Origin of the sequence: Sodalis praecaptivus, assembly GCF_000517425.1 — a bacterium.
Lineage (GTDB): Bacteria > Pseudomonadota > Gammaproteobacteria > Enterobacterales > Enterobacteriaceae > Sodalis_A > Sodalis_A praecaptivus.
Genome location: NZ_CP006569.1, coordinates 3,944,288 through 3,965,334, shown reverse-complemented (window position 1 = coordinate 3,965,334; position 21,047 = coordinate 3,944,288). Strand labels below are relative to the sequence as shown.

Below are 21,047 nucleotides of genomic sequence, written 5' to 3'. Positions count from 1 at the left end.
CAGCACAAGGAAACCGTCGTTATGCAACTTAAAGCTCGAGAGCGTACCCTTAGCCTTTCCATTCCGCGCGTCATGGGGATCCTCAACGTAACCCCGGACTCATTCTCCGACGGCGGCAAATACCAGCATCTGGCCGCCGCAATCGATCACGCCGCGGCGATGCTGGACGCCGGCGCGGCCATTATCGATATCGGTGGCGAGTCCACCCGCCCGGGGGCGGAGACGGTCAGCGCAGAAGAGGAAGCGGCACGGGTGGTGCCGGTGGTGGTTGCGCTGGCGCAGCGCTTCGACACCTTTATTTCGGTGGATACCTCCAAAGCGCTGGTTATGCGCGAAAGCGCGGCGGCCGGCGCCCATTTGATCAACGATGTCCGCTCGCTGAGCGAACCGGGCGCCCTGGCCGCCGCCGCCGCCAGCCAGCTGCCCGTCTGTCTGATGCATATGCAGGGCGATCCGAGCACCATGCAGCAGGCGCCGCACTATGAGAATGTGCTGGCGGAGATAGAAGCGTATTTTGTGCAGCAAATTGAGCGCTGCGCAGCGGCCGGCATCGCCAAAGACCGTCTGCTGCTCGATCCGGGTTTCGGTTTCGGCAAGACGTTGGAGCATAACTATCAACTGCTGGCCCGGCTGGGGGATTTTCATCATCTCGGCCTGCCGCTGCTGGTGGGGATGTCGCGCAAATCGATGATAGGTCAATTGTTGGACCTTCCGCCAGAGAAGCGGGTTACGGGCAGCGTTGCCTGCGCGGTCATCGCCGCGCTGCAGGGGGCGCAGATTATCCGGGTTCATGACGTCAGGCAAACCGTGGAAGCAATGCGCGTGGTGCAAGCCACGCTTTCAGCGAAGGAAACCTATTTCCAATGAGCAATCATCAATATTTTGGCACCGACGGCATCCGCGGCAAGGTCGGTGATTCCCCCATTACGCCGGATTTTGTCCTCAAGCTGGGGTGGGCCGCCGGTAAGGTGCTGGCGCGCCACGGCTCGCGTAAAATTATCATCGGCAAAGATACCCGCATCTCCGGCTATATGCTGGAGTCGGCGCTGGAAGCGGGGCTGGCCGCGGCCGGCCTGTCCGCCGCTTTTACCGGCCCTATGCCGACGCCGGCTATCGCCTATTTGACCCGCACCTTTCGCGCCGAGGCGGGTATTGTTATCTCCGCCTCCCACAATCCGTTCTACGATAACGGCATTAAGTTTTTTTCCATCGATGGCACGAAACTGCCCGACGAGGTGGAAGAAGCTATCGAGGCGGAGCTGGCCAAGCCCTTAACCTGCGTCGAATCGGCGGAATTGGGCAAAGCCAGCCGGATTGTCGATGCGGCCGGGCGCTACATCGAGTTTTGCAAAGGGACTTTCCCTGGCGATCTGAGTCTTAAGGGATTGAAGATAGTGGTAGATTGCGCCAACGGCGCGACCTACCACATCGCCCCCAGCGTGCTGCGCGAACTCGGCGCGACGGTGGTGACCCTCGGCTGCCAGCCGGACGGTATGAACATCAACCAGGAATGCGGCGCCACCGATGTGCGTCTGTTGCAAAGCCGGGTGCTGGCGGAAAAAGCCGACCTGGGCATCGCCTATGACGGCGACGGCGATCGGGTGATCATGGTGGATCATCTGGGGCAGAAAGTGGATGGCGATCAAATTTTGTATGTCATCGCGCGGGAAAAATTGCGTCAGGGCCAGTTATCCGGCGGCGTGGTCGGTACGCTGATGAGCAATATGGGCCTGGAACTGGCGCTTAAGCAGTTGGGGGTGCCGTTCGTGCGCGCCCGCGTTGGCGACCGCTATGTGCTGGAAAAAATGCAGGAAAAGGGCTGGCGCATCGGCGCGGAGAACTCCGGCCATGTTATCTTGCTGGACAAAACCACCACCGGCGACGGCATTATCGCCGGGCTGCAAGTGTTGTCGGCGATGGTCGGTAATCACATGAATTTACACGACCTTTGCAGCGGCATGCGCCTGTTGCCGCAGATTCTGGTCAATGTACGTTTTGCCGGACTTCACGATCCGCTGGAATCGGCGGCGGTAAAACAGGCCAGCGCCGAGGTGGAGCAGCAGCTGGCCGGGCGCGGGCGGGTGTTGCTGCGTAAGTCGGGTACCGAACCCCTGATCCGCGTTATGGTCGAAGGGGATGACACCGAGCAGGTCAGCCGGCTGGCGCACCAGATCGCGGATGCCGTAAAAGCCGCGGGCTAAAATGTACGGAAGGTCGGCGCGTATGCGGTGAACGCCGCGGGAAAAAGTGCCAGATTTCGGCGCACGTGCGGTGAACATGATGGGCTAAAACGCCAGGCTTCTGACGCAAATACCGAGTGAGCCGCGGGCAGAAGCGTCAGGTTTTCGGCGCGTATGCGGTGGACGCCGCGAGCTGAAACGCCAGACTCTTTGATGCTGATGTCATGAAAGCTGCGGGCTGCGACGTAAGATTTTTCAGCGCTGATACGGCGAACGCCGCCGTCCGGGATAGACAGGCTGACGCTGCGCTGACGACCGGCGCAAGGCGGCGGTTTTCGCCGGCATAAGCAGCGCGTCAGCGCCCGCTGCGGCTTTGGCGGGGCCCATCGACCGGCGCCGGCGTCTAAGCGGCGAACGGCATTGGCGTTTTTTTCCGCAAACGGTCAGCCAGCCGTAAAATGCCCTTGCACGCAAGGGGCGCTTTGGTTAGTATTCACACCCGCTTCAGTCGGCGACGCCAAGTGCCGTATTGGGGGCTGCAATAGCTTAACGTGCGGTGGTAGCCGCAAGGATACTGAAAGATTATGTACCAAGCTCTGTTAGTCATATTCCTGTTGGTAGCGGTCGGCCTGGTTGCGCTGATCATGCTGCAACAAGGTAAAGGTGCTGATATGGGAGCCTCGTTCGGTGCAGGCGCCTCTGGCACCCTGTTCGGTTCAAGCGGTTCCGGTAATTTCATGACCCGTATGACGGCCGTGCTGGCGACGCTGTTCTTCGTTCTCAGCCTGGTGCTGGGCAACCTGAGCAGCAATCATGGTCAAAAAGGCAGCCAGTGGGATAATTTGAATCAGGCTCAGCAGGCGGATAAGGCACCAGCCGAAGCGCCGGCGAAACCAGGTAACGATATTCCGCAGTAAGCGTTAAGCGTTGCCCGGCAAGGCAACGAAACAGCAGCGTAAGAGTCGATAGAAAGTGCCGAGGTGGTGGAATTGGTAGACACGCTACCTTGAGGTGGTAGTGCCCGATTGGGCTTACGGGTTCAAGTCCCGTCCTCGGTACCAATCCCAGAGATAACTTGCTTTTTTAGGGTTATCAGCGTAGTATTTTCAGCGTTTTCGGACGCGGGGTGGAGCAGCCTGGTAGCTCGTCGGGCTCATAACCCGAAGGTCGTCGGTTCAAATCCGGCCCCCGCAACCACATTCCCTTAGAGTGCTTTTTCAAATATACTGTCTGTAGGCGTTAGGTTTACCATCACAGGCGTTTTGAAAAATAATTCTTCTGGAATGGTTTCAAAACCGCCTGCGGTTTACAGGGTCCAGTCACTTAACGCCCCGAATTTTCGGGGTTTTTTGTTATTTCACTACAGTAATACTGGGCTAATAAGCCCTTTTTTTATGTCTTGGGGGTGGCCTTGTCCACATTAGAACAAAAATTGACAGAGATGATCACGGCACCCGTGGAAGCCCTAGGGTTCGAGCTGGTGGGTATTGAATTTATTCGTGGCCGCCAGTCGACGCTGCGCATTTATATCGATAGTGACGAGGGCATCACCGTTGATGATTGTGCTGATGTAAGCCACCAGGTCAGCGCGGTACTGGACGTCGAAGACCCTATCTCCGTGGCCTATAGCCTTGAAGTCTCATCACCGGGCCTGGATCGCCCGCTGTTTACCGCCGCACATTATCGTCAATTTATCGGTAGCGACGTCAGCGTGGTGCTCCGTATCGCGGTACAAAACCGCCGTAAATGGCAGGGGATCATCAAAGCGGTTGACGGTGACATGATCACCGTGACGGTGGAAGGAAAAGATGACGTGTTCGCTTTGAACAATATCCAGAAAGCGAACCTGGTACCCCACTTTTAACGTTTTACTGAGGCAACTAGGATGAATAAAGAAATTCTGGCTGTTGTTGAGGCAGTGTCCAACGAGAAAGCCGTCCCGCGGGAAAAGATTTTCGAGGCGCTAGAGACGGCACTGGCCACGGCAACGAAGAAAAAATACGAACAGGAAATCGAAGTCCGCGTCAGCATCGACCGCAAATCGGGGGATTTCGATACCTTCCGCCGTTGGCTCATCGTGGATGAAGTGACTCAGCCCACCCGGGAAATCACCCTGGACGCGGCGCAGTTTGACGACCCTGAGGCGCAGCTTGGCGGCTACATCGAAGATGAAATTGAATCGGTCGTGTTTGACCGTATTACCACCCAGACCGCCAAGCAAGTCATCGTGCAAAAAGTGCGTGAAGCCGAGCGGGCGATGGTGGTCGATCAGTTCCGCAGTCATGAAGGCGAAATCGTCACCGGCGTGGTGAAAAAAGTTAATCGGGATAGCATCAGTCTCGATCTGGGCAGCAATGCCGAAGCGGTGATCGGCCGTGAAGACATGCTGCCGCGTGAAAATTTCCGTCCCGGCGACCGTATTCGCGGCGTGTTATATTCTGTGCGTCCGGAAGCGCGCGGCGCGCAGCTGTTTGTCAGCCGGTCTCGGTCGGAGATGTTGGTAGAGCTGTTCCGCATTGAGGTGCCGGAAATCGGCGAAGAAGTGATTGAAATCAAGGCCGCCGCCCGCGATCCGGGCTCACGGGCGAAAATCGCCGTGAAGACCAACGACAAGCGTATTGATCCGGTCGGCGCCTGCGTCGGCATGCGCGGCGCGCGCGTCCAGGCGGTGTCCAGCGAATTGGGCGGTGAACGCATCGATATCGTGCTGTGGGATGACAACCCGGCCCAGTTCGTTATTAACGCCATGGCTCCTGCCGATGTCGCCTCCATCGTGGTGGACGAGGACAAGCACACCATGGATATCGCGGTAGAAGCGGGCAATCTTGCCCAGGCTATCGGCCGCAACGGACAAAACGTCCGGCTGGCTTCCCAGCTTAGCGGCTGGGAGCTGAACGTAATGACGGTAGAGGATCTGCAGGCAAAACATCAAGCTGAAGCCCATGCGGCCATCGATATCTTTACCCGCAATCTGGATATCGATGAAGAGTTCGCCGAGGTACTGGTGGAGGAAGGTTTCTCATCTCTTGAGGAGCTGGCCTACGTACCGATAAACGAACTGCTGGAAATTCAAGGGCTCGATGAAGACACGGTGGAAGCGCTGCGCGAACGGGCGAAGAATGCGCTGACCACGCTTGCCCTGGCGCAGGAAGAGAATCGCGGCGCGGGCGTACCGGCTGAAGACCTGCTGGGTCTGCCTGAACTTGAGCGCGACATGGCGTTCAAGCTGGCGGCGCGTGGTGTTTGTACGCTGGAAGATCTTGCCGAACAGGGTGTCGACGACCTGTCAGATATTGAAGGGCTGAGTAGTGAAAAAGCCGGCGAGCTGATTATGGCCGCGCGCAATATTTGCTGGTTTGGCGACAACGCGTAATAAACTGTAGCAGGAAAGGAACAGCATGACAGATGTAACCGTAAAATCGCTCGCCGCAGAAATACAGACTCCGGTCGATCGCCTGGTACAGCAATTTGCTGATGCGGGCATTGATAAAACCGCAGTGGATTCTGTGACCCAGCAGGAAAAAGAAACCTTACTGGCGCACCTGAACCGCGATCGCGGCGCGGCGCCCAATAAATTAACTTTGCAGCGCAAAACGCGCAGCACCTTGAATATTCCCAGCACCGGCGGTAAAAGTAAGTCGGTGCAAATCGAAGTGCGCAAGAAGCGCACCTATGTGCAACGCGATCCGCAGGCGCAAGAGCAGGCTGAAGCGGAAGAACAGGCCCGGCGTGAAGCGGAAGAGTTGGCTCAGCAGCAGGCCCAGCGTGAAGCCGCCGAAAAAGCGAAACGTGACGCCGAAGAAAAAGCAAAACGCGCGGCCGAAGAGAAGGCCAAGCGTGAGGCCGCTGAACAAGCGAAACGTGTGGCAGCGGAAAGTGATAAATTGACTAACCAGCAGACCAATACTATGACCAAGTCACCACAGGCGGCTGAAAAAGCTCGCCGTGAAGCCGAAGCCGCGGAGCTAAGACGCAAAGCGGAAGAGGAAACGCGTCGCAAGGTCGAAGAAAAGGCTCTCCAGGTCGCGGAAGAAGCGCGTCGTATGGCCGAAGAACGCGGCGGCACCTGGGATAACGCGCCTGAGCCGGCGGAGGAAGACACCACCGATTACCACGTTACGACCTCTCACCACGCCCGGGAAGCTGAAGACGAAAACGATCGCAAAGTGGAAGGCGATCGCCGCAGCCGCACCCGCGGTGGTAAAGCCACCAAACAGAAGAAGACCAGCCGTTTGTCCGAATCCAAGGCCGATCGCGAAGAAGCGCGTGCCGTGGGCCGTGGCGGTAAGGGCAAGCGTAAACCGAGCACGCTGACGCAGGGCTTTAACAAGCCGGCGCAGGCGGTGAACCGCGACGTGGTCATCGGCGAAACCATCACCGTGGCGGAACTGGCCAACAAAATGGCGGTGAAAGGATCGCAGGTCATCAAAGCGATGATGAAGCTCGGCGCCATGGCGACCATCAACCAGGTAATCGATCAGGAAACCGCGCAACTGGTGGCGGAAGAGATGGGTCACAAGGTGATTTTACGCCGTGAGAACGAGCTGGAAGAGTCGGTGATGTCCGACCGTGATACCGGCAGCTCCGCCGCCGCGGAATCGCGCGCGCCGGTGGTGACCATCATGGGTCACGTCGACCACGGTAAAACCTCGCTCCTGGACTATATCCGCTCCACCAAGGTGGCGGCAGGCGAGGCCGGGGGCATTACCCAGCATATCGGCGCCTACCATGTGGAAACCGATAACGGCATGATAACCTTCCTTGATACCCCGGGGCATGCGGCCTTTACCGCAATGCGCGCCCGCGGTGCGCAGGCGACGGATATCGTGGTGCTGGTGGTGGCTGCCGATGACGGCGTGATGCCGCAGACTATCGAAGCCATCCAGCACGCCAAAGCGGCCAAAGTACCGGTGGTGGTGGCGGTCAACAAGATCGATAAGCCGGAAGCGGATCCGGATCGGGTCAAGAATGAGCTGACCCAATACGGCGTCATTCCGGAGGAGTGGGGCGGTGAAAGCCAGTTCGTGCATGTTTCCGCCAAATCCGGCGCGGGCATTGACGAACTGCTGGACGCCATCTTGCTGCAGGCGGAAGTACTGGAGTTAAAAGCGATCCGCAACGGCATGGCCAGCGGTGTCGTCATCGAATCCTTCCTGGACAAGGGCCGTGGCCCGGTGGCAACGGTGCTGGTACGTGAAGGTACCCTGAATCGGGGCGACATTGTCCTGTGCGGTTTCGAGTACGGCCGCGTGCGCGCCATGCGCGATGAAGTGGGCCGTGATGTGGCTTCCGCCGGCCCGTCGATTCCGGTCGAGATCCTCGGTCTGTCCGGGGTGCCGGCCGCCGGTGATGAAGCGACGGTAGTGCGCGATGAGAAGAAAGCGCGCGAAGTGGCGCTGTATCGTCAAGGCAAATTCCGCGAAGTCAAACTGGCGCGCCAGCAGAAGTCCAAACTGGAAAACATGTTCGCCAACATGACCGAAGGGGAAGTGTCCGAGCTGAACATCGTGCTGAAGTCTGACGTACAGGGTTCCGCTGAAGCCATCAGCGACGCGCTGGAGAATTTGTCCACCGACGAAGTGAAGGTGAAGATTGTCGGCTCCGGCGTGGGCGGCATTACCGAGACCGACGCGACGCTGGCGGCGGCTTCCAACGCCATCCTGCTGGGCTTTAACGTGCGTGCCGATGCCTCCGCTCGCCGCGTCATCGAAGCGGAAAACCTGGATCTGCGCTATTACTCGGTCATCTACGATTTGATTGATGAAGTCAAACAGGCGATGAGCGGCATGCTGGCGCCGGAATACAAACAGGAAATCATCGGTCTGGCGGAAGTGCGCGATGTGTTCCGTTCACCGAAATTCGGCGCTATCGCCGGCTGTATGGTGACGGAAGGCGTGGTGAAGCGTCACAACAAAATCCGTGTGCTGCGTGAAAACGTGGTGATCTACGAAGGTGAACTGGAGTCGCTGCGTCGCTTTAAAGACGACGTTAACGAAGTGCGTAACGGCATGGAGTGCGGCATCGGCGTGAAGAACTATAACGACGTACGTTCAGGCGACGTGATCGAAGTCTTTGAAACCATCGAGATCCAACGTACCATTGCCTGATAACGCGTTATCGGCAGCGCACATTACAGGGGGGCGGAAAGCCCCCCTGCTTGTCTGGAGAATTTACCATGGCCAAAGAATATAGCCGCACCCAGCGCGTCGCACAGGAGATGCAAAAGGAAATCGCCATCATCCTGCAGCGCGAAATCAAAGATCCTCGCGTCGGCATGGCGACGGTGTCCGGCGTTGAAGTCTCGCGCGATCTGGCTTATGCCAAAGTGTTCGTCACTTTTTTGAATGACAATACCCCCGAACAGGTGAAAACCGGCGTCCGGGCGCTACAGGATGCGGCGGGTTTTATCCGTAGCCTGCTCGGCAAAGCCATGCGTCTACGCGTGGTGCCGGAGCTGACGTTCGCCTACGATAATTCGCTGGTAGAGGGCATGCGCATGTCCAACCTGGTCAGCCAGGTGGTGCAAAACGACCGCCTGCGCCGCGGCACAATCCCGGCGGACGATGAAGGCGGCGAGGGGAAGGAAGACTGATGGGCCGTCCAAGTCGCCGTGGCCGTGATATCGACGGCATCGTCTTGCTGGATAAACCGCTCGGGCTTTCGTCCAACGATCTGCTGCAAAAGGTAAAACGCCTGTTTCGCGCCAACAAAGCTGGGCATACCGGCGCGCTGGATCCGCTGGCGACCGGCATGTTGCCCGTCTGCCTCGGCGAGGCGACCAAGTTTTCCCAGCATTTGCTGGAGGCCGATAAACGCTACCGGGTGACCGCCCGGCTCGGCGAACGCACCGATACCTCCGATGCCGAAGGCCAGACGGTCAGCGTCCGGCCGGTATCGCTGGACCAAGCGCGGCTGGAGGCGGCGCTGGACCACTTCCGCGGCGAAAGCCGGCAGGTGCCGTCGATGTTTTCGGCGCTGAAGCATCAGGGGCGTCCGCTGTACGAGTACGCCCGCAAAGGTATTACCGTAGAGCGCGAGGCGCGCCCCATCCACGTATACGATTTGCAGTTACACCACTGGGACCTGACGGAGGTGGAACTGGAAATTCATTGTTCCAAAGGCACCTACATCCGCACCATTATCGATGATTTGGGTGAACGTCTCGGCTGCGGCGCGCACGTCACGGCGCTGCGTCGGTTGGCGGTCGCCCGCTACCCCACCGAGCGTATGGTAACGCTTGCGGCGCTGCAGGCCATCGCCGCCGACGCGCCGGAGACGCCGGAAACCCTGGCGCAACTGGATGCGCTGCTGTTGCCGATGGACAGCGCGGTGGCGGATATGCCGGCGGTTAATCTGCCGTCTGATGTCGCCGCGCGGGTCCGGCTTGGGCAAACGGTAGCGGTTACAGCGCAGCCGCAGGCCGGTCTGGTACGCTTGACCGAGGGGGATGCCGGGCGTTTCTTCGGCATCGGCGAAATCGCCGCGCCAGGCCGGCTGACACCGCGCCGCCTGATAGCGGAACCGCGTGCCTGATCATGTAATCGCCTTGCGATCGCCACGGGCTGAGAGTAGAATAGCGCGGCTTATGAAGCGGGTGGCTGAATTAGAGATCGGCGCCCATCTATTTCACAATCATTTTGGAGTGTTATAATGTCTCTAAGTGTTGAAGCGAAAGCGAAAATTGTTTCTGATTTCGGCCGTGATGCCAAAGACAGCGGTTCCACTGAAGTTCAGGTTGCTCTTTTAACCGCTCAGATTAGCCATTTGCAGGGCCATTTTGCGGAACATAAAAAAGATCACCATAGCCGCCGTGGTCTGCTGCGTATGGTTTCACAGCGTCGTAAGCTGCTCGACTACCTGAAAGGCAAAGATGTGGCGCGTTACACCAGCCTTATCGAACGCCTGGGTCTGCGTCGCTAAGCCAGACAGTTTCAGGAGAAAGGGGCCTTATGTGGCCCCTTTCTTCTAGGCAGCGCCCACCCCGGGGCGGGGGATAGTTTCGCCCGCGCCGCGGTGAACGCTAAGTAGATTCTTCCATTGCTGAGGTTCGCGCGGCTAATGAGAGGCTTTATTCCGGGGAATAAAGATTGTCATTAGTCGCGAGGATGCGATGAGAAGGTTGTTAGTCAACGGTGGGCGGCGAGTTTGAAAGCGCCGCGCACTTTGAAAAAGGAAATTATTTTGCTAAATCCGATTGTTCGCAAGTTTCAATACGGTCAGCATACCGTCACGTTGGAAACCGGTATGATGGCCCGTCAGGCGACTGCCGCAGTCATGGTAAGCATGGACGACACGGCGGTGTTTGTGACCGTTGTGGGCGCCAAACAAGCAAAACCGGGACAGAGCTTCTTCCCGCTCACCGTCAACTATCAGGAGCGGACCTACGCCGCGGGCCGTTTCCCGGGCGGGTTCTTCCGCCGTGAAGGCCGTCCGAGCGAAGGCGAAACGCTGATTTCGCGTCTGATCGACCGTCCGATCCGTCCGCTGTTCCCGGAAGGTTTCCTGAACGAAGTGCAGGTTATCGCCACCGTAGTATCGGTTAATCCGCAGGTGAGCCCCGATATCGTGGCGATGATTGGCGCTTCCGCTGCGCTGAGCCTGTCCGGCATTCCGTTCAGCGGCCCTATCGGCGCCGCGCGCGTGGGCTACATCAACGATCAGTACGTGCTGAACCCGACCCAGGCTGAATTGGCTACAAGCCGCCTGGATCTGGTGGTGGCCGGTACCCAGAATGCGGTGCTGATGGTGGAATCCGAAGCGCAACTGTTAAGCGAAGACCAAATGCTGGGCGCCGTGGTGTACGGCCACGATCAGCAGCAGGTGGTGATCGACAACATTAATCAGCTGGTAGCTGAAGCCGGCAAGCCGAAGTGGCAATGGCAGGCGCAGGACGTTAATGTCGCTCTCCAGGCGCGGGTCGCCGAGCTGGCGGAATCCCGTTTGGGCGACGCCTATCGCATCACCGAAAAGCAAGAGCGCTATGCCGCGGTGGATGCCATTAAAGCGGATGTCGTTGAAGCCCTGACCGGCCAGGACGACACCCTGGACGAAGGCGAAATCAAAGACATCCTGGGCACGCTGGAGAAAAATGTGGTGCGCAGCCGGGTGTTGCGCGGCGAACCGCGTATTGACGGCCGTGAAAAAGATATGATCCGCGGCCTGGACGTGCGCACCGGCGTACTGCCGCGTACCCATGGGTCGGCGCTGTTCACCCGCGGCGAAACCCAGGCGTTGGTCACCGCCACTCTCGGCACCGAACGCGATGCGCAGAATATTGATGAATTGACGGGTGAACGGACAGACCGTTTCCTGCTACACTATAATTTCCCTCCGTACTGCGTCGGTGAAACCGGCATGGTGGGGTCGCCGAAGCGCCGGGAAATCGGCCACGGCCGTCTGGCGAAGCGCGGCGTTCTGGCGGTGATGCCGAACGCCAGCGAATTCCCGTACACCGTGCGCGTGGTATCGGAAATCACCGAATCCAACGGCTCTTCCTCCATGGCTTCCGTGTGCGGCGCGTCGCTGGCGCTGATGGACGCCGGGGTGCCCATCAAGGCGGCCGTTGCCGGTATCGCCATGGGGCTGGTGAAAGAAGGCGACAACTTCGTGGTGTTATCCGATATTCTGGGTGATGAAGATCATCTGGGCGATATGGATTTTAAAGTTGCCGGCAGCCGTGAAGGCGTCACCGCACTGCAAATGGACATTAAAATTGAAGGCATCACCCGCGAAATCATGCAGGTGGCGCTGAATCAAGCCAAGGGCGCGCGTATGCACATCCTCGGCGTGATGGAGCGGGCAATCAGCTCGCCGCGGGGTGATATTTCCGAATTCGCGCCGCGCATTCATACCATTAAGATCAGTCCCGATAAGATTAAGGACGTGATTGGTAAAGGCGGTTCGGTTATTCGCGCGCTGACCGAAGAAACCGGCACGACGATTGAAATCGAAGATGACGGTACCGTGAAAGTGGCGGCCACCGACGGTGATAAAGCCCGTCACGCGATTCGCCGCATTGAAGAGATCACCGCGGAAATCGAAGTGGGCCGGATTTATAATGGTAAAGTGACCCGCATCGTGGACTTTGGCGCCTTTGTTGCCATCGGCGGCGGCAAAGAAGGGCTGGTGCATATCTCCCAGATTGCCGATAAGCGTGTAGAGAAAGTGGCTGACTATCTTGAACTGGGCCAGGAAGTGCCGGTCAAGGTTCTGGAAGTTGACCGTCAGGGTCGCGTTCGTCTGAGCATCAAGGAAGCCAGTGCCCCCAGCCAGGACGCCGTGGTGCCTGAAGCAGAATAGCCTTAAACTGTTAGCGCATTTAACAGCTCCTTGCCCCGGTGGGGAGCTGTTCGTATCACAAGGGCGGGACGCCTTGTGTTAAGCCGATGGGGGACAGGACGTTCATCCAATGTTTTTCTTCGGGAGTGGGAAATGAGGCCTTACTTGCGCTGGTGGTTCGTTGCAATGGCGTTAATGCTGGCAGGATGCAGCAACAGTGATTGGCGTAGTAAAGATAGCGTTCTGGCCGTACCTTTGCAGCCCACGCTACAGCAAGAAGTCATCCTGGCGCGTATGGAACAGATACTGGCGAGCCGGGCCCTTACCGATGATGAACGAGCACAGCTATTATATGAGCGCGGAGTGCTGTATGATAGTCTTGGGCTGAGAGCGCTGGCGCGCAATGATTTTTCACAGGCGCTGGCAATCCGACCCGATATGCCGGAAGTTTTTAATTATCTTGGCATATACTTAACGCAGGCGGGCAATTACGATGCCGCCTATGAAGCGTTTGATTCTGTACTAGAGCTTGATCCAACTTACAACTACGCGTATTTAAACCGTGGCATCGCCCTGTATTACGGCGGCCGCTACCGTTTAGCGCAGGATGATCTGCAGGCGTTTTATCGCGACGACCCAAACGATCCCTTCCGCTCGCTGTGGCTTTTCCTGGTCGAGAAAAAAATCGACGATGGTAAAGCGCGTAACGCGCTGCAAAGCCGTTATGTGAGGGCGAATAAAGGGCAATGGGGATGGAATATTGTCGAGTTCTACCTGGGGGACATTAGCGAATCGACGCTGATGGCGCGCCTCAAGGCGGACGCAACGGATAACACTTCGCTCGCCGAGCATCTCAGTGAAACTGACTTCTATTTAGGTAAACACTACCTGAGTCTGGGGGACAAGAACGCCGCTTCGGCGCTGTTCAAACTGACGGTTGCTAACAACGTGCATAACTTTGTTGAGCACCGCTATGCATTGTTGGAATTGGCGCTTTTGGGCCAAGGGCAAGACGACCTATCAGAATCGGACCAGCAATAGCTGACGAACAAAACATACGTAGCCCGCATTACTCTTTTTTCACCTGCGAGGGTGAGGGCTAGTTTTTTTCGTTTTAAATCCAATTTGAGCCGGTTCACACTTTTGATGAAAATGAATGAAAGTTTTCACGACGAGGTATGTAGACTGGCCGCCATTAAGAAATGAGGCACGTGTACATGTCTGAAGTAGAAACCTCTTTTGCCGATCTGGGGCTGAAAGCTCCTATCCTTAACGCACTGAACGATCTCGGTTATGAAAAGCCGTCACCCATCCAGGCCGCCTGTATTCCGCATCTGCTGGCCGGCCGTGATGTACTGGGCATGGCGCAGACCGGTAGCGGTAAAACCGCGGCCTTCTCTTTGCCGCTGCTGCACAATATCAATCCCGAACTGGCCGCGCCGCAGGTGCTAGTGCTGGCGCCGACCCGCGAATTGGCGGTACAGGTCGGGGAAGCCTGCGCCGATTTCGCCAAACATATGAAAGGCGTCAACGTGGTCGCCCTGTACGGCGGACAGCGTTATGACGTGCAATTACGCGCGCTGCGCCAAGGGCCGCAGGTTGTGGTCGGCACCCCGGGCCGCCTGCTGGATCATCTGAAGCGCGGTACGCTGGATCTGTCCAATCTGAGCGGGCTGGTACTGGACGAAGCCGATGAGATGTTGCGCATGGGCTTTATCGAAGACGTGGAAAATATTCTGGCGCAGGTGCCCGCGCAGCATCAGACCGCGCTGTTCTCCGCCACCATGCCGGAAGCGATTCGCCGCATTACCCGCCGTTTCATGAACGAGCCGCAGGAAGTGCGTATTCAGTCCAGCGTGACCACCCGTCCCGATATCAGCCAGAGCTACTGGACGGTTCACGGTATGCGCAAGAATGAAGCGCTGGTGCGGTTCCTGGAGGCGGAAGATTTCGACGCCGCCATTATCTTCGTGCGCACCAAAAACGCCACGCTGGAAGTGGCCGAAGCGCTGGAGCGCAGCGGTTACAACAGCGCTGCCCTGAACGGCGACATGAACCAGGCGCTGCGCGAGCAGACGCTGGATCGCTTAAAGGATGGCCGCCTGGATATTCTGATCGCCACCGACGTCGCCGCCCGCGGCCTGGACGTTGATCGCATCAGCCTGGTTGTGAACTACGATATTCCGATGGATTCAGAATCCTACGTGCACCGTATCGGCCGTACCGGTCGTGCCGGCCGCGCCGGTCGGGCGCTGCTGTTCGTGGAAAACCGCGAGCGCCGTCTGTTGCGCAATATCGAGCGCATCATGAAACTGACCATCCCCGAAGTGGAGCTGCCGACCGCCGAGGTGTTGAGCACCCGCCGCCTGGCCAAGTTTGCCGCCAAGGTGCAAAACCAGCTGGAAAGCAGCGATCTGGATATGTACCGCGCCCTGCTGGCCAAACTGCAGCCGGCGGAAGAGCTGGATATGGAAACGCTGGCCGCGGCGCTGTTGAAAATGGCCCAAGGCGAACGCCCGCTGATTCTGCCGCCGGATCCGGTGATTGAACGCCGTCCGCGCCGTGAATTCCGCGAGCGCGACGAGCGCCGCGATGGCGGCGAGCGTCCGCCGCGCCGCGAACGCCGCGATGTGGGCGAAATGGATCTCTACCGTATCGAGGTGGGCCGCGATGATGGCGTGGAAGTCCGCCATATCGTCGGGGCGATCGCCAACGAAGGGGATATCAGCAGCCGCTATATCGGCAACATTAAATTGTTCGCCTCCCATTCGACCATTGAGCTGCCGAAAGGCATGCCGGGAGAAATGCTGTCTCACTTCACCCGCACGCGTATTCTGAACAAGCCGATGAATATGCAGTTTGTCGGTGAAGCGCAGTCGCGCGGCGGCGAACGCCGTGGCGGTCCGGGCGCAGGCCGTGGTAACTACAGCGGTGAACGCCGTGACGGCGGCCGTCGCAGCTTCGGCGATCGCCGCGATGGCGCTGCCGGCGGTGAACGTCGGTTCAACCGTGACGGTCAGCGTGCGCCGCGCCGCGACGGTGACGCCGCACCGGCCGGCCGGCGCCGTTTCGGTGGCGATGCATAACCGCCGAGGTCGTCGCCAGGCATGACGAACGCCGCCGTAGGGCGGCGTTGCGCGCTGGGGGATGAAGGGAGGTGACTGGCTCCGCGCCCGAGACCTCCGTGCGCCCCGCGCTCATGCCGTGCCGCTGATGACAAAAAACCCGCCTGCCGGCGGGTTTTTTTATGGTGTGCCGCGCCGGTGGCGCCAAAGGGCATTGACTCAGCCGCCGCTGCTAATCCTTCAGGTGTTCCCGCGCCGCCATGGCAATCTCAAATGAACGCAGACGCGCCTGATGATCAAAAATCTGGCCATTAATCATCAGTTCGTCAGCGCCGGTCTCTGTTATCAGGGCCTGTAGCCCGCTCTTGACCTGCGCGGCATCGCCAACTACCGACAGCCGCAACGCTTGATCAACGCCGTATTGCTCACCCGGCGACCACAGCGCCTCGATATCTTCCACCGGCGGCGGCAACGGGCCCGGCCGGCCGCGGCGCAGGTTGATAAATTGTTGCTGCATCGAGGTGAACAAAAAGCGGGCGTCGCGCTCGCTGTCGGCGGCGATCACGTTGATACAGACCATGGCATAAGGCTGTGCCAGGGTGGGCGACGGCGTGAAATGCTCGCGGTAGAGACTCAGCGCCTGCCACAACATGTCCGGCGCGAAATGGGAGGCGAAAGCGAAGGGCAGACCCATTGCCGCCGCCAGCTGTGCGCTATAAAGGCTGGAGCCCAGCAGCCAAATCGGCACATGCAATCCTTGCCCGGGGACCGCCTGCACCGGCTGCCCCGGTTTGACGTCAGCGAAGTAACCTAACAACTCTTGTACATCGTGCGGGAAGTTATCCACGTCATTGGCCAGATGCCGACGCAGCGCCAGCATGGTACGCTGATCGGTACCCGGCGCGCGGCCTAGCCCCAAATCCACCCGTCCGGGGTAAAGGGTAGCCAGCGTGCCGAACTGCTCGGCAATCACCAGCGGCGAGTGGTTCGGCAGCATGACGCCGCCGGAGCCGACGCGCAGGGTAGTGGTGCCGTTGGCGATGAACCCCAACAGCACCGAAGTGGCGGCGCTGGCGATGCCGGTCATATTATGATGTTCCGCCATCCAGTAGCGGTGGTAGCCCCATTGTTCGGCGTGGCGCGCCAAATCCAGCGAGGCATGGAACGCGTCGCGCGGCGTCGCGCCCTGCGGCACCGGAGCGAGATCCAGTACGGAAAAGGGAATCGGTGTCTGTTTAGTTAGCATGGGCATACTCACAGGTTGTCTGTGCCGCAACTTTGTCGGCTAATGATAACTATGAGTATTAACTAAAAATACGGGCAGCGATAGCCCATTATTTATTGTGGTTATTAGGCCGGCGATGGCTTGTAGGGTGGCGCGGCGCCAGGGGTGTTACCCTTAATGCGCCGGTGGCCGTTCGCGCCGCCGGCGTGAAGGCTCATATCACCCACGCTGATGCACCGCGGCGCCGGCGTGAAGGCTCATATCACCCACGCTGACGCCCCGCGTCGTCAGCATGAAGGGTCACATCACCCGCGCTGATGCACCGCGGCGCCGGCGTGAAGGGTCACATCACCCGCGCTGATGTACCGCCCCGCCGGCGCTAACGCTCAACATCATTGGCATTGATGCCCTGCGGCGCGAGAGTGGCTGCACTGAACCCTGCATGTTTGCCCGCGTCTCGGGCATTATTCCACCAGCGCCAGGCCGGGAATGCGTCGCCAGTAGCCGTTGCATTCTTTCTGACCGCTTAGCACCGCGTTATGTTGCCCCTGCTGGTTGGCGCGAAACGCCGCTACCTGCCCAGGCGTAGACAGGTCCTGGGGCGACAGGCGTACCACATCCACCAGCCCTGCCATGGACACCTGTTCATTAATCAGATTATAGCAGTAGCCACTCTGGGTTTGGATGCCGTTCAGCACGAAGACCTGTTGCTGCTCCTGCGTCATCACCGGCCGCCCTTGGGGGTAATGGAGACAGCAGGTTTCGCACTCATCCTTCGAGCGGTTCTCCGAGCGGGCGGTGAAACAGCGCGCCGACCAGGCGAGCGGCAGATGGCCATAGCTGAAAACCTCCACCTCAAAACGGCCGCGGATCCCCAGATCTTCGCACTGTTCCAGCGTGTTACTCAGCCATTCGCGCGACAGCTCGACGGGCATACACCAACGTACCATCCCCTGTTTCAGCAAAATGCGCAGCGTATAGGCGTTATAGCAATTCAAAGCCGGGCCGGCGACGAAGGGCAGCCGCTGCTCCGCCGCCAGCTGCACCGTGCCGAGATCATTGGCCTCAAGTAAAAACTCGCCGTTATCCAAGTAGCGTTTCAGCTCGGTGAGTTCGGAGGGCGCCTGAATCAGCGCCAGGGTGGATATCACGATCTGCTTGCCGCTCGGCAGCAGTTGCCTGGCCATGGCCAGCCAATCGCCGGTTTTCATTGACCGGCGTTTGCTGCAAACGGTTTCACCCAAATAGATAATATCGGCCTGGCTTTCCGCCGCCTGCCGGTAGAAGGTTTCCAGCGTCGGTTTGGGCCAATAATACAGTACCGGTCCGAGAGAATAGCGCATGTCTGACTCTCCTGTTACTGCCAGCGGCGATGATAAGCGCCGAGGGTGGTCTGAACCCCTTCCGACATCGCCGCCAGCGTCTGATTCCAGGCATCCTCCGGCCGGTAGGCGTCGGGATTGGCGCGGCAGCGATCGATGGCCTGCCGCCATACGCGGGTCACTTGACTGACATAGGCGGGGCTGCGCTGGCGTCCTTCGATTTTCACCGAGGCAATATTGGCGGCGAATAGCGCCGGCAGCAGCGCCAGCGTATTCAAGCTGGTGGGCTCTTCCAATGCGTGATAGCGCTGCCCGTCCACCAGATAGCGGCCCTTGCACAGGGTGGGATAACCGGCATTTTCGTCAGGTTGATAGCGGTCAATCAGTACATTGTTGAGTCGCGCCTCCATCCCGGCGGCGGTTTGCTGCCAGCGGACAAAACGCGCCGGTGAGCAGGCGCCGACCGTGTTGGGCGATTCACCGGTTAAATAGGACGAGAGATAGCAGCGTCCTTCGGCCATGATACAAAGACTGCCGAAGGCAAACACCTCCAGCGGCACCGGGCTTACTTGCGCGAGCTGTTTCACCTGATGGATCGACAGCACGCGCGGCAGGACCACCCGCGCGACGTCAAATTGTTGCTGATAAAAGCGGATAGCCGCCTGATTGGTGGCGGAGGCCTGCACCGAAACATGGCGCTCAATGGCGGGATAACGCTCGGCGGCATAGGCCAGCATCGCCAGGTCTGCCAGAATCAGCGCATCGGCGCCGCTCTGCGCCGCCATGTCTATCGCGCGCTGCCAGCGGGCATAACCGTCGGGATGGGCAAAGGTATTGATAGCGATATGCAGCTTGCGCCCGTGACGGTGCACATAGCGCTCCGCCTCCTGTAAGCGCTGATCGGTAAAATTGAGGCCGGCGAAATGACGGGCGTTGGTATCGTCTTTCAGGCCGATATACACCGCGTCGGCGCCATTATCAATCGCCGCCTTGAGTGCCGGTAGATTACCGGCTGGGCAGAGCAGTTCCATAAAGCTCCCAAGAAGTGGCCACCCGTTGCCGAAGCCGGCAAGGGCAAGAAATAATTCCAGGCCAACAGGCTGAATTAACAGCATTTGCCGCGTGGGCCTGCCGGCAATTGTAAATAAGGGCGGGTGAAGGGATTTTGATTTGGGGCAGTTTATGGCGTAATGGCAGGGGAAAACCGCCGCCGGCGGTGGTAAATCGCGACGTTTTTGTGCGAAACATTGATATAGGCCCCTGCGTGCGCCGGCCGCTGTGGCAAAATGGGCAATAACTTTTTTTGAAGGAGTGAAAACAGTGTGGGAGAAACTACGAGCACAGCTGGTGCGCCGGGGGCCGTCGCTGTTGCGCTTGCCGATTAAAATGACCCCATTTGCCGCACGGCGCCAGGTCCTGGAACAGGTGTTGCACTGGCAGTTTCGTTCAGCGCTGGAAGAAGGCGAGTTGGACTTTCTGGATGGCCGCTGGTTGCAAATCAATGTCGACGACCTGGGGCTGAGCTGGGCGATGACGCTGCGCGACGGACAGTTGCGGGTGAGACAGCATCCCACGCCGGACGTTATTTTCACCAGTAACGCGAATGACTTGCTGATGATAGCCGCCCGGCGCGAAGATCCGGACACGCTGTTTTTCCAACGCCGGCTGCGTATCGAAGGGGATACGGAACTTGGCCTGACGGTTAAAAACCTGCTGGACGCCATCGATCCTGAGCGCATGCCGGCCCTGCTGCGCCACGCCCTGCAACAGCTGGCCGACATAGTGGAAGCCGGCCTGAAAGAGGACGCGATCGCCGCCAACGGCCATCGCGTATCACAGTCTTGCTGATTCGAATGGAAATCCCGGTGGATGCGCCGGGGATCGACAGTCTGCTCAAGCGGGCGTTCAATCGGGAGAGCGAAGCCGCCTTGGTGCGCGCGCTGCGGGAAGACGGGCTGCTGACCCTGGGCGTGGTGGCGACCGATGACGAAGGCGGGGTGATCGGCTATGCCGCCTATTGCCCGGTCTGGATCGACGGCGAGGATCACCAGTGGGTAGCGCTGGCGCCGCTGGCGGTAGACGACGCCTGGCGTGGGCAGGGCATCGGCCGCCAATTGGTTTATGAAGGGCTGGATACGCTCAATGAATTCGGCTACAGCGCGGTGGTGACGCTGGGGGATCCGTCCTGGTTTCACCGTTTTGGCTTCGAGCCCGCCGCGCGTTGGCAATTGCGCACGTCTTGGCCGGGCACCGAGGCGGCGTTCCAGTTGTTCACGCTGGCGGACAACGCCCTGGACGGCATAAGCGGGGAAGTCTCCTGGCCCGCGCCGTTCGCCCACCCCGCATTAAGAACGGGCCATTAATCCGGGCGGGCAGTCTTGGCGCCCGCCGGCTGCGCGCCCGGCGTGGGCGTTGAGGGCGCTGATGCAAGCGGCCTTCCATCCAAGGGTGGCGCAGGTGCCTCGCCAGCGAGCAGCCCGAAGCATTCCAGCGCCTGTTCCTGCAAGGCGACAAAGCGCTCTTTTTGCCGCCGCGACAGCTGTTTCACCCGGTATTCCCAACGCAACGCCCTGCTGCGGTCGCCCGCCGGACGCTGAAACACCAGCGTTAGCGGTCCCTTACCGCGCAGCGATTTGGCCCCGCCGCCGCGTTGATGCTGCTCAAGGCGCCGCTGTACATCGGTGGTGATGCCGGTGTAGAGCATGCCGCTGGCGGTGCGGATGAGATAAAGATGCCAGAGGGTGCTGCTCATGGTGGTGATCCCTTAAGTTGACCTAACTGGCGTAGCTGGCTTAACTGACCTGGCTGACCTGGCTGACCTGGCTGACCTGGCTGACCTGGCTGACCTGGCTGACCTGGCTGACCTGGCTGACCTGGCTGACCTGGCTGACCTGGCTGGCCTAGCTGACCTCGTTGACCTGGCTGACCTGGTTGACCTCGTTGACCTAGCTGGCTTAGCTGACCTCGTTGACCTCGT

At 59.2% G+C, this 21,047-nt stretch carries 19 protein-coding genes and 2 tRNA genes; 17 read left to right on the top strand and 4 right to left on the bottom strand.

Translation table 11 applies throughout. The annotated features are described in order from the left end of the window. Positions 1–21: 21 nt before the first annotated feature. From folP to SANT_RS17600, 15 genes are all read left to right on the top strand, one after another. Positions 22–867, top strand: a complete 846-nt coding sequence (gene folP / locus SANT_RS17665; protein WP_025423578.1) for a dihydropteroate synthase — start codon at positions 22–24, stop codon at positions 865–867. After that, the gene (glmM, locus tag SANT_RS17660; RefSeq protein WP_025244763.1) at positions 864–2,201 is read left to right on the top strand and encodes a phosphoglucosamine mutase; all 1,338 of its coding nucleotides are present in this window, start codon (positions 864–866) and stop codon (positions 2,199–2,201) included. The genes folP and glmM overlap by 4 nt, the downstream gene beginning before the upstream one ends. A gap of 563 nt (positions 2,202–2,764) precedes the next feature. Beyond that, positions 2,765–3,097 (top strand): preprotein translocase subunit SecG, encoded by a 333-nt coding sequence (gene secG, locus SANT_RS17655; RefSeq protein ID WP_011410237.1) that lies wholly within the window; start codon positions 2,765–2,767, stop codon positions 3,095–3,097. Positions 3,098–3,154: 57 nt separating this feature from the next. After that, positions 3,155–3,241, top strand: a tRNA-Leu gene (locus SANT_RS17650). Between the two features lie 59 nt (positions 3,242–3,300). After that, positions 3,301–3,377, top strand: a tRNA-Met gene (locus SANT_RS17645). Between the two features lie 214 nt (positions 3,378–3,591). Continuing rightward, positions 3,592–4,044, top strand: a complete 453-nt coding sequence (gene rimP, locus SANT_RS17640) for a ribosome maturation factor RimP (RefSeq protein WP_025423577.1) — start codon at positions 3,592–3,594, stop codon at positions 4,042–4,044. 21 nt (positions 4,045–4,065) lie between these two features. After that, a complete protein-coding gene (gene nusA / locus SANT_RS17635; RefSeq protein ID WP_025423576.1) occupies positions 4,066–5,553 on the top strand; it encodes a transcription termination factor NusA in 1,488 nt (495 codons plus the stop codon). 25 nt (positions 5,554–5,578) lie between these two features. Continuing rightward, on the top strand, positions 5,579–8,287 hold the full coding sequence (gene infB, locus SANT_RS17630; RefSeq protein WP_025423575.1) for a translation initiation factor IF-2: 2,709 nt from the start codon (positions 5,579–5,581) through the stop codon (positions 8,285–8,287). A 68-nt stretch (positions 8,288–8,355) separates the two neighbouring features. Beyond that, on the top strand, positions 8,356–8,772 hold the full coding sequence (gene rbfA, locus SANT_RS17625) for a 30S ribosome-binding factor RbfA (protein WP_025423574.1): 417 nt from the start codon (positions 8,356–8,358) through the stop codon (positions 8,770–8,772). Further along, positions 8,772–9,713, top strand: a complete 942-nt coding sequence (gene truB, locus SANT_RS17620; RefSeq protein ID WP_025423573.1) for a tRNA pseudouridine(55) synthase TruB — start codon at positions 8,772–8,774, stop codon at positions 9,711–9,713. Before rbfA ends, truB begins: the two co-directional genes overlap by 1 nt. Positions 9,714–9,830: 117 nt before the next feature. Next, positions 9,831–10,100: a 30S ribosomal protein S15 gene (gene rpsO, locus SANT_RS17615; RefSeq protein ID WP_025244770.1), complete on the top strand. Its 270-nt coding sequence runs from the start codon at positions 9,831–9,833 to the stop codon at positions 10,098–10,100. Positions 10,101–10,361: 261 nt separating this feature from the next. After that, positions 10,362–12,479, top strand: coding sequence for a polyribonucleotide nucleotidyltransferase (pnp, locus tag SANT_RS17610; protein ID WP_025423572.1), 2,118 nt, complete (start codon positions 10,362–10,364; stop codon positions 12,477–12,479). A gap of 132 nt (positions 12,480–12,611) precedes the next feature. After that, positions 12,612–13,499 (top strand): lipoprotein NlpI, encoded by an 888-nt coding sequence (nlpI, locus tag SANT_RS17605; RefSeq protein ID WP_025423571.1) that lies wholly within the window; start codon positions 12,612–12,614, stop codon positions 13,497–13,499. 105 nt (positions 13,500–13,604) lie between these two features. Then, positions 13,605–13,664 carry a protein YrbN gene (yrbN, locus tag SANT_RS24910; RefSeq protein ID WP_376744496.1) on the top strand — a complete coding sequence of 20 codons (60 nt, stop codon included), beginning with the start codon at positions 13,605–13,607 and terminating at the stop codon, positions 13,662–13,664. 11 nt (positions 13,665–13,675) lie between these two features. Continuing rightward, positions 13,676–15,544 carry a DEAD/DEAH family ATP-dependent RNA helicase gene (locus SANT_RS17600; protein ID WP_025423570.1) on the top strand — a complete coding sequence of 623 codons (1,869 nt, stop codon included), beginning with the start codon at positions 13,676–13,678 and terminating at the stop codon, positions 15,542–15,544. A gap of 211 nt (positions 15,545–15,755) precedes the next feature. Here the strand turns inward: SANT_RS17600 and SANT_RS17595 are convergent, their stop codons facing one another. The 3 genes from SANT_RS17595 to ubiU form a co-directional block, all read right to left on the bottom strand. Further along, positions 15,756–16,769: a luciferase-like monooxygenase gene (locus SANT_RS17595; RefSeq protein WP_025423569.1), complete on the bottom strand. Its 1,014-nt coding sequence runs from the start codon at positions 16,767–16,769 to the stop codon at positions 15,756–15,758. A 443-nt stretch (positions 16,770–17,212) separates the two neighbouring features. Further along, positions 17,213–18,091: a U32 family peptidase gene (locus SANT_RS17590; RefSeq protein ID WP_025423568.1), complete on the bottom strand. Its 879-nt coding sequence runs from the start codon at positions 18,089–18,091 to the stop codon at positions 17,213–17,215. Between the two features lie 14 nt (positions 18,092–18,105). Then, the gene (ubiU, locus tag SANT_RS17585) at positions 18,106–19,101 is read right to left on the bottom strand and encodes a ubiquinone anaerobic biosynthesis protein UbiU (protein WP_025423567.1); all 996 of its coding nucleotides are present in this window, start codon (positions 19,099–19,101) and stop codon (positions 18,106–18,108) included. Between the two features lie 289 nt (positions 19,102–19,390). On the opposite strand from ubiU, the gene ubiT reads away from it, so the two are divergent. Further along, positions 19,391–19,918 carry a ubiquinone anaerobic biosynthesis accessory factor UbiT gene (gene ubiT / locus SANT_RS17580; protein WP_025423566.1) on the top strand — a complete coding sequence of 176 codons (528 nt, stop codon included), beginning with the start codon at positions 19,391–19,393 and terminating at the stop codon, positions 19,916–19,918. Further along, on the top strand, positions 19,912–20,433 hold the full coding sequence (locus SANT_RS17575; RefSeq protein WP_038668749.1) for a GNAT family N-acetyltransferase: 522 nt from the start codon (positions 19,912–19,914) through the stop codon (positions 20,431–20,433). Before ubiT ends, SANT_RS17575 begins: the two co-directional genes overlap by 7 nt. Here the strand turns inward: SANT_RS17575 and SANT_RS24905 are convergent. Then, positions 20,430–20,822, bottom strand: coding sequence for a GIY-YIG nuclease family protein (locus SANT_RS24905; protein WP_025423564.1), 393 nt, complete (start codon positions 20,820–20,822; stop codon positions 20,430–20,432). The two genes, SANT_RS17575 and SANT_RS24905, sit on opposite strands and share 4 nt — an antisense overlap. Between the last annotated feature and the right edge of the window lie 225 nt (positions 20,823–21,047).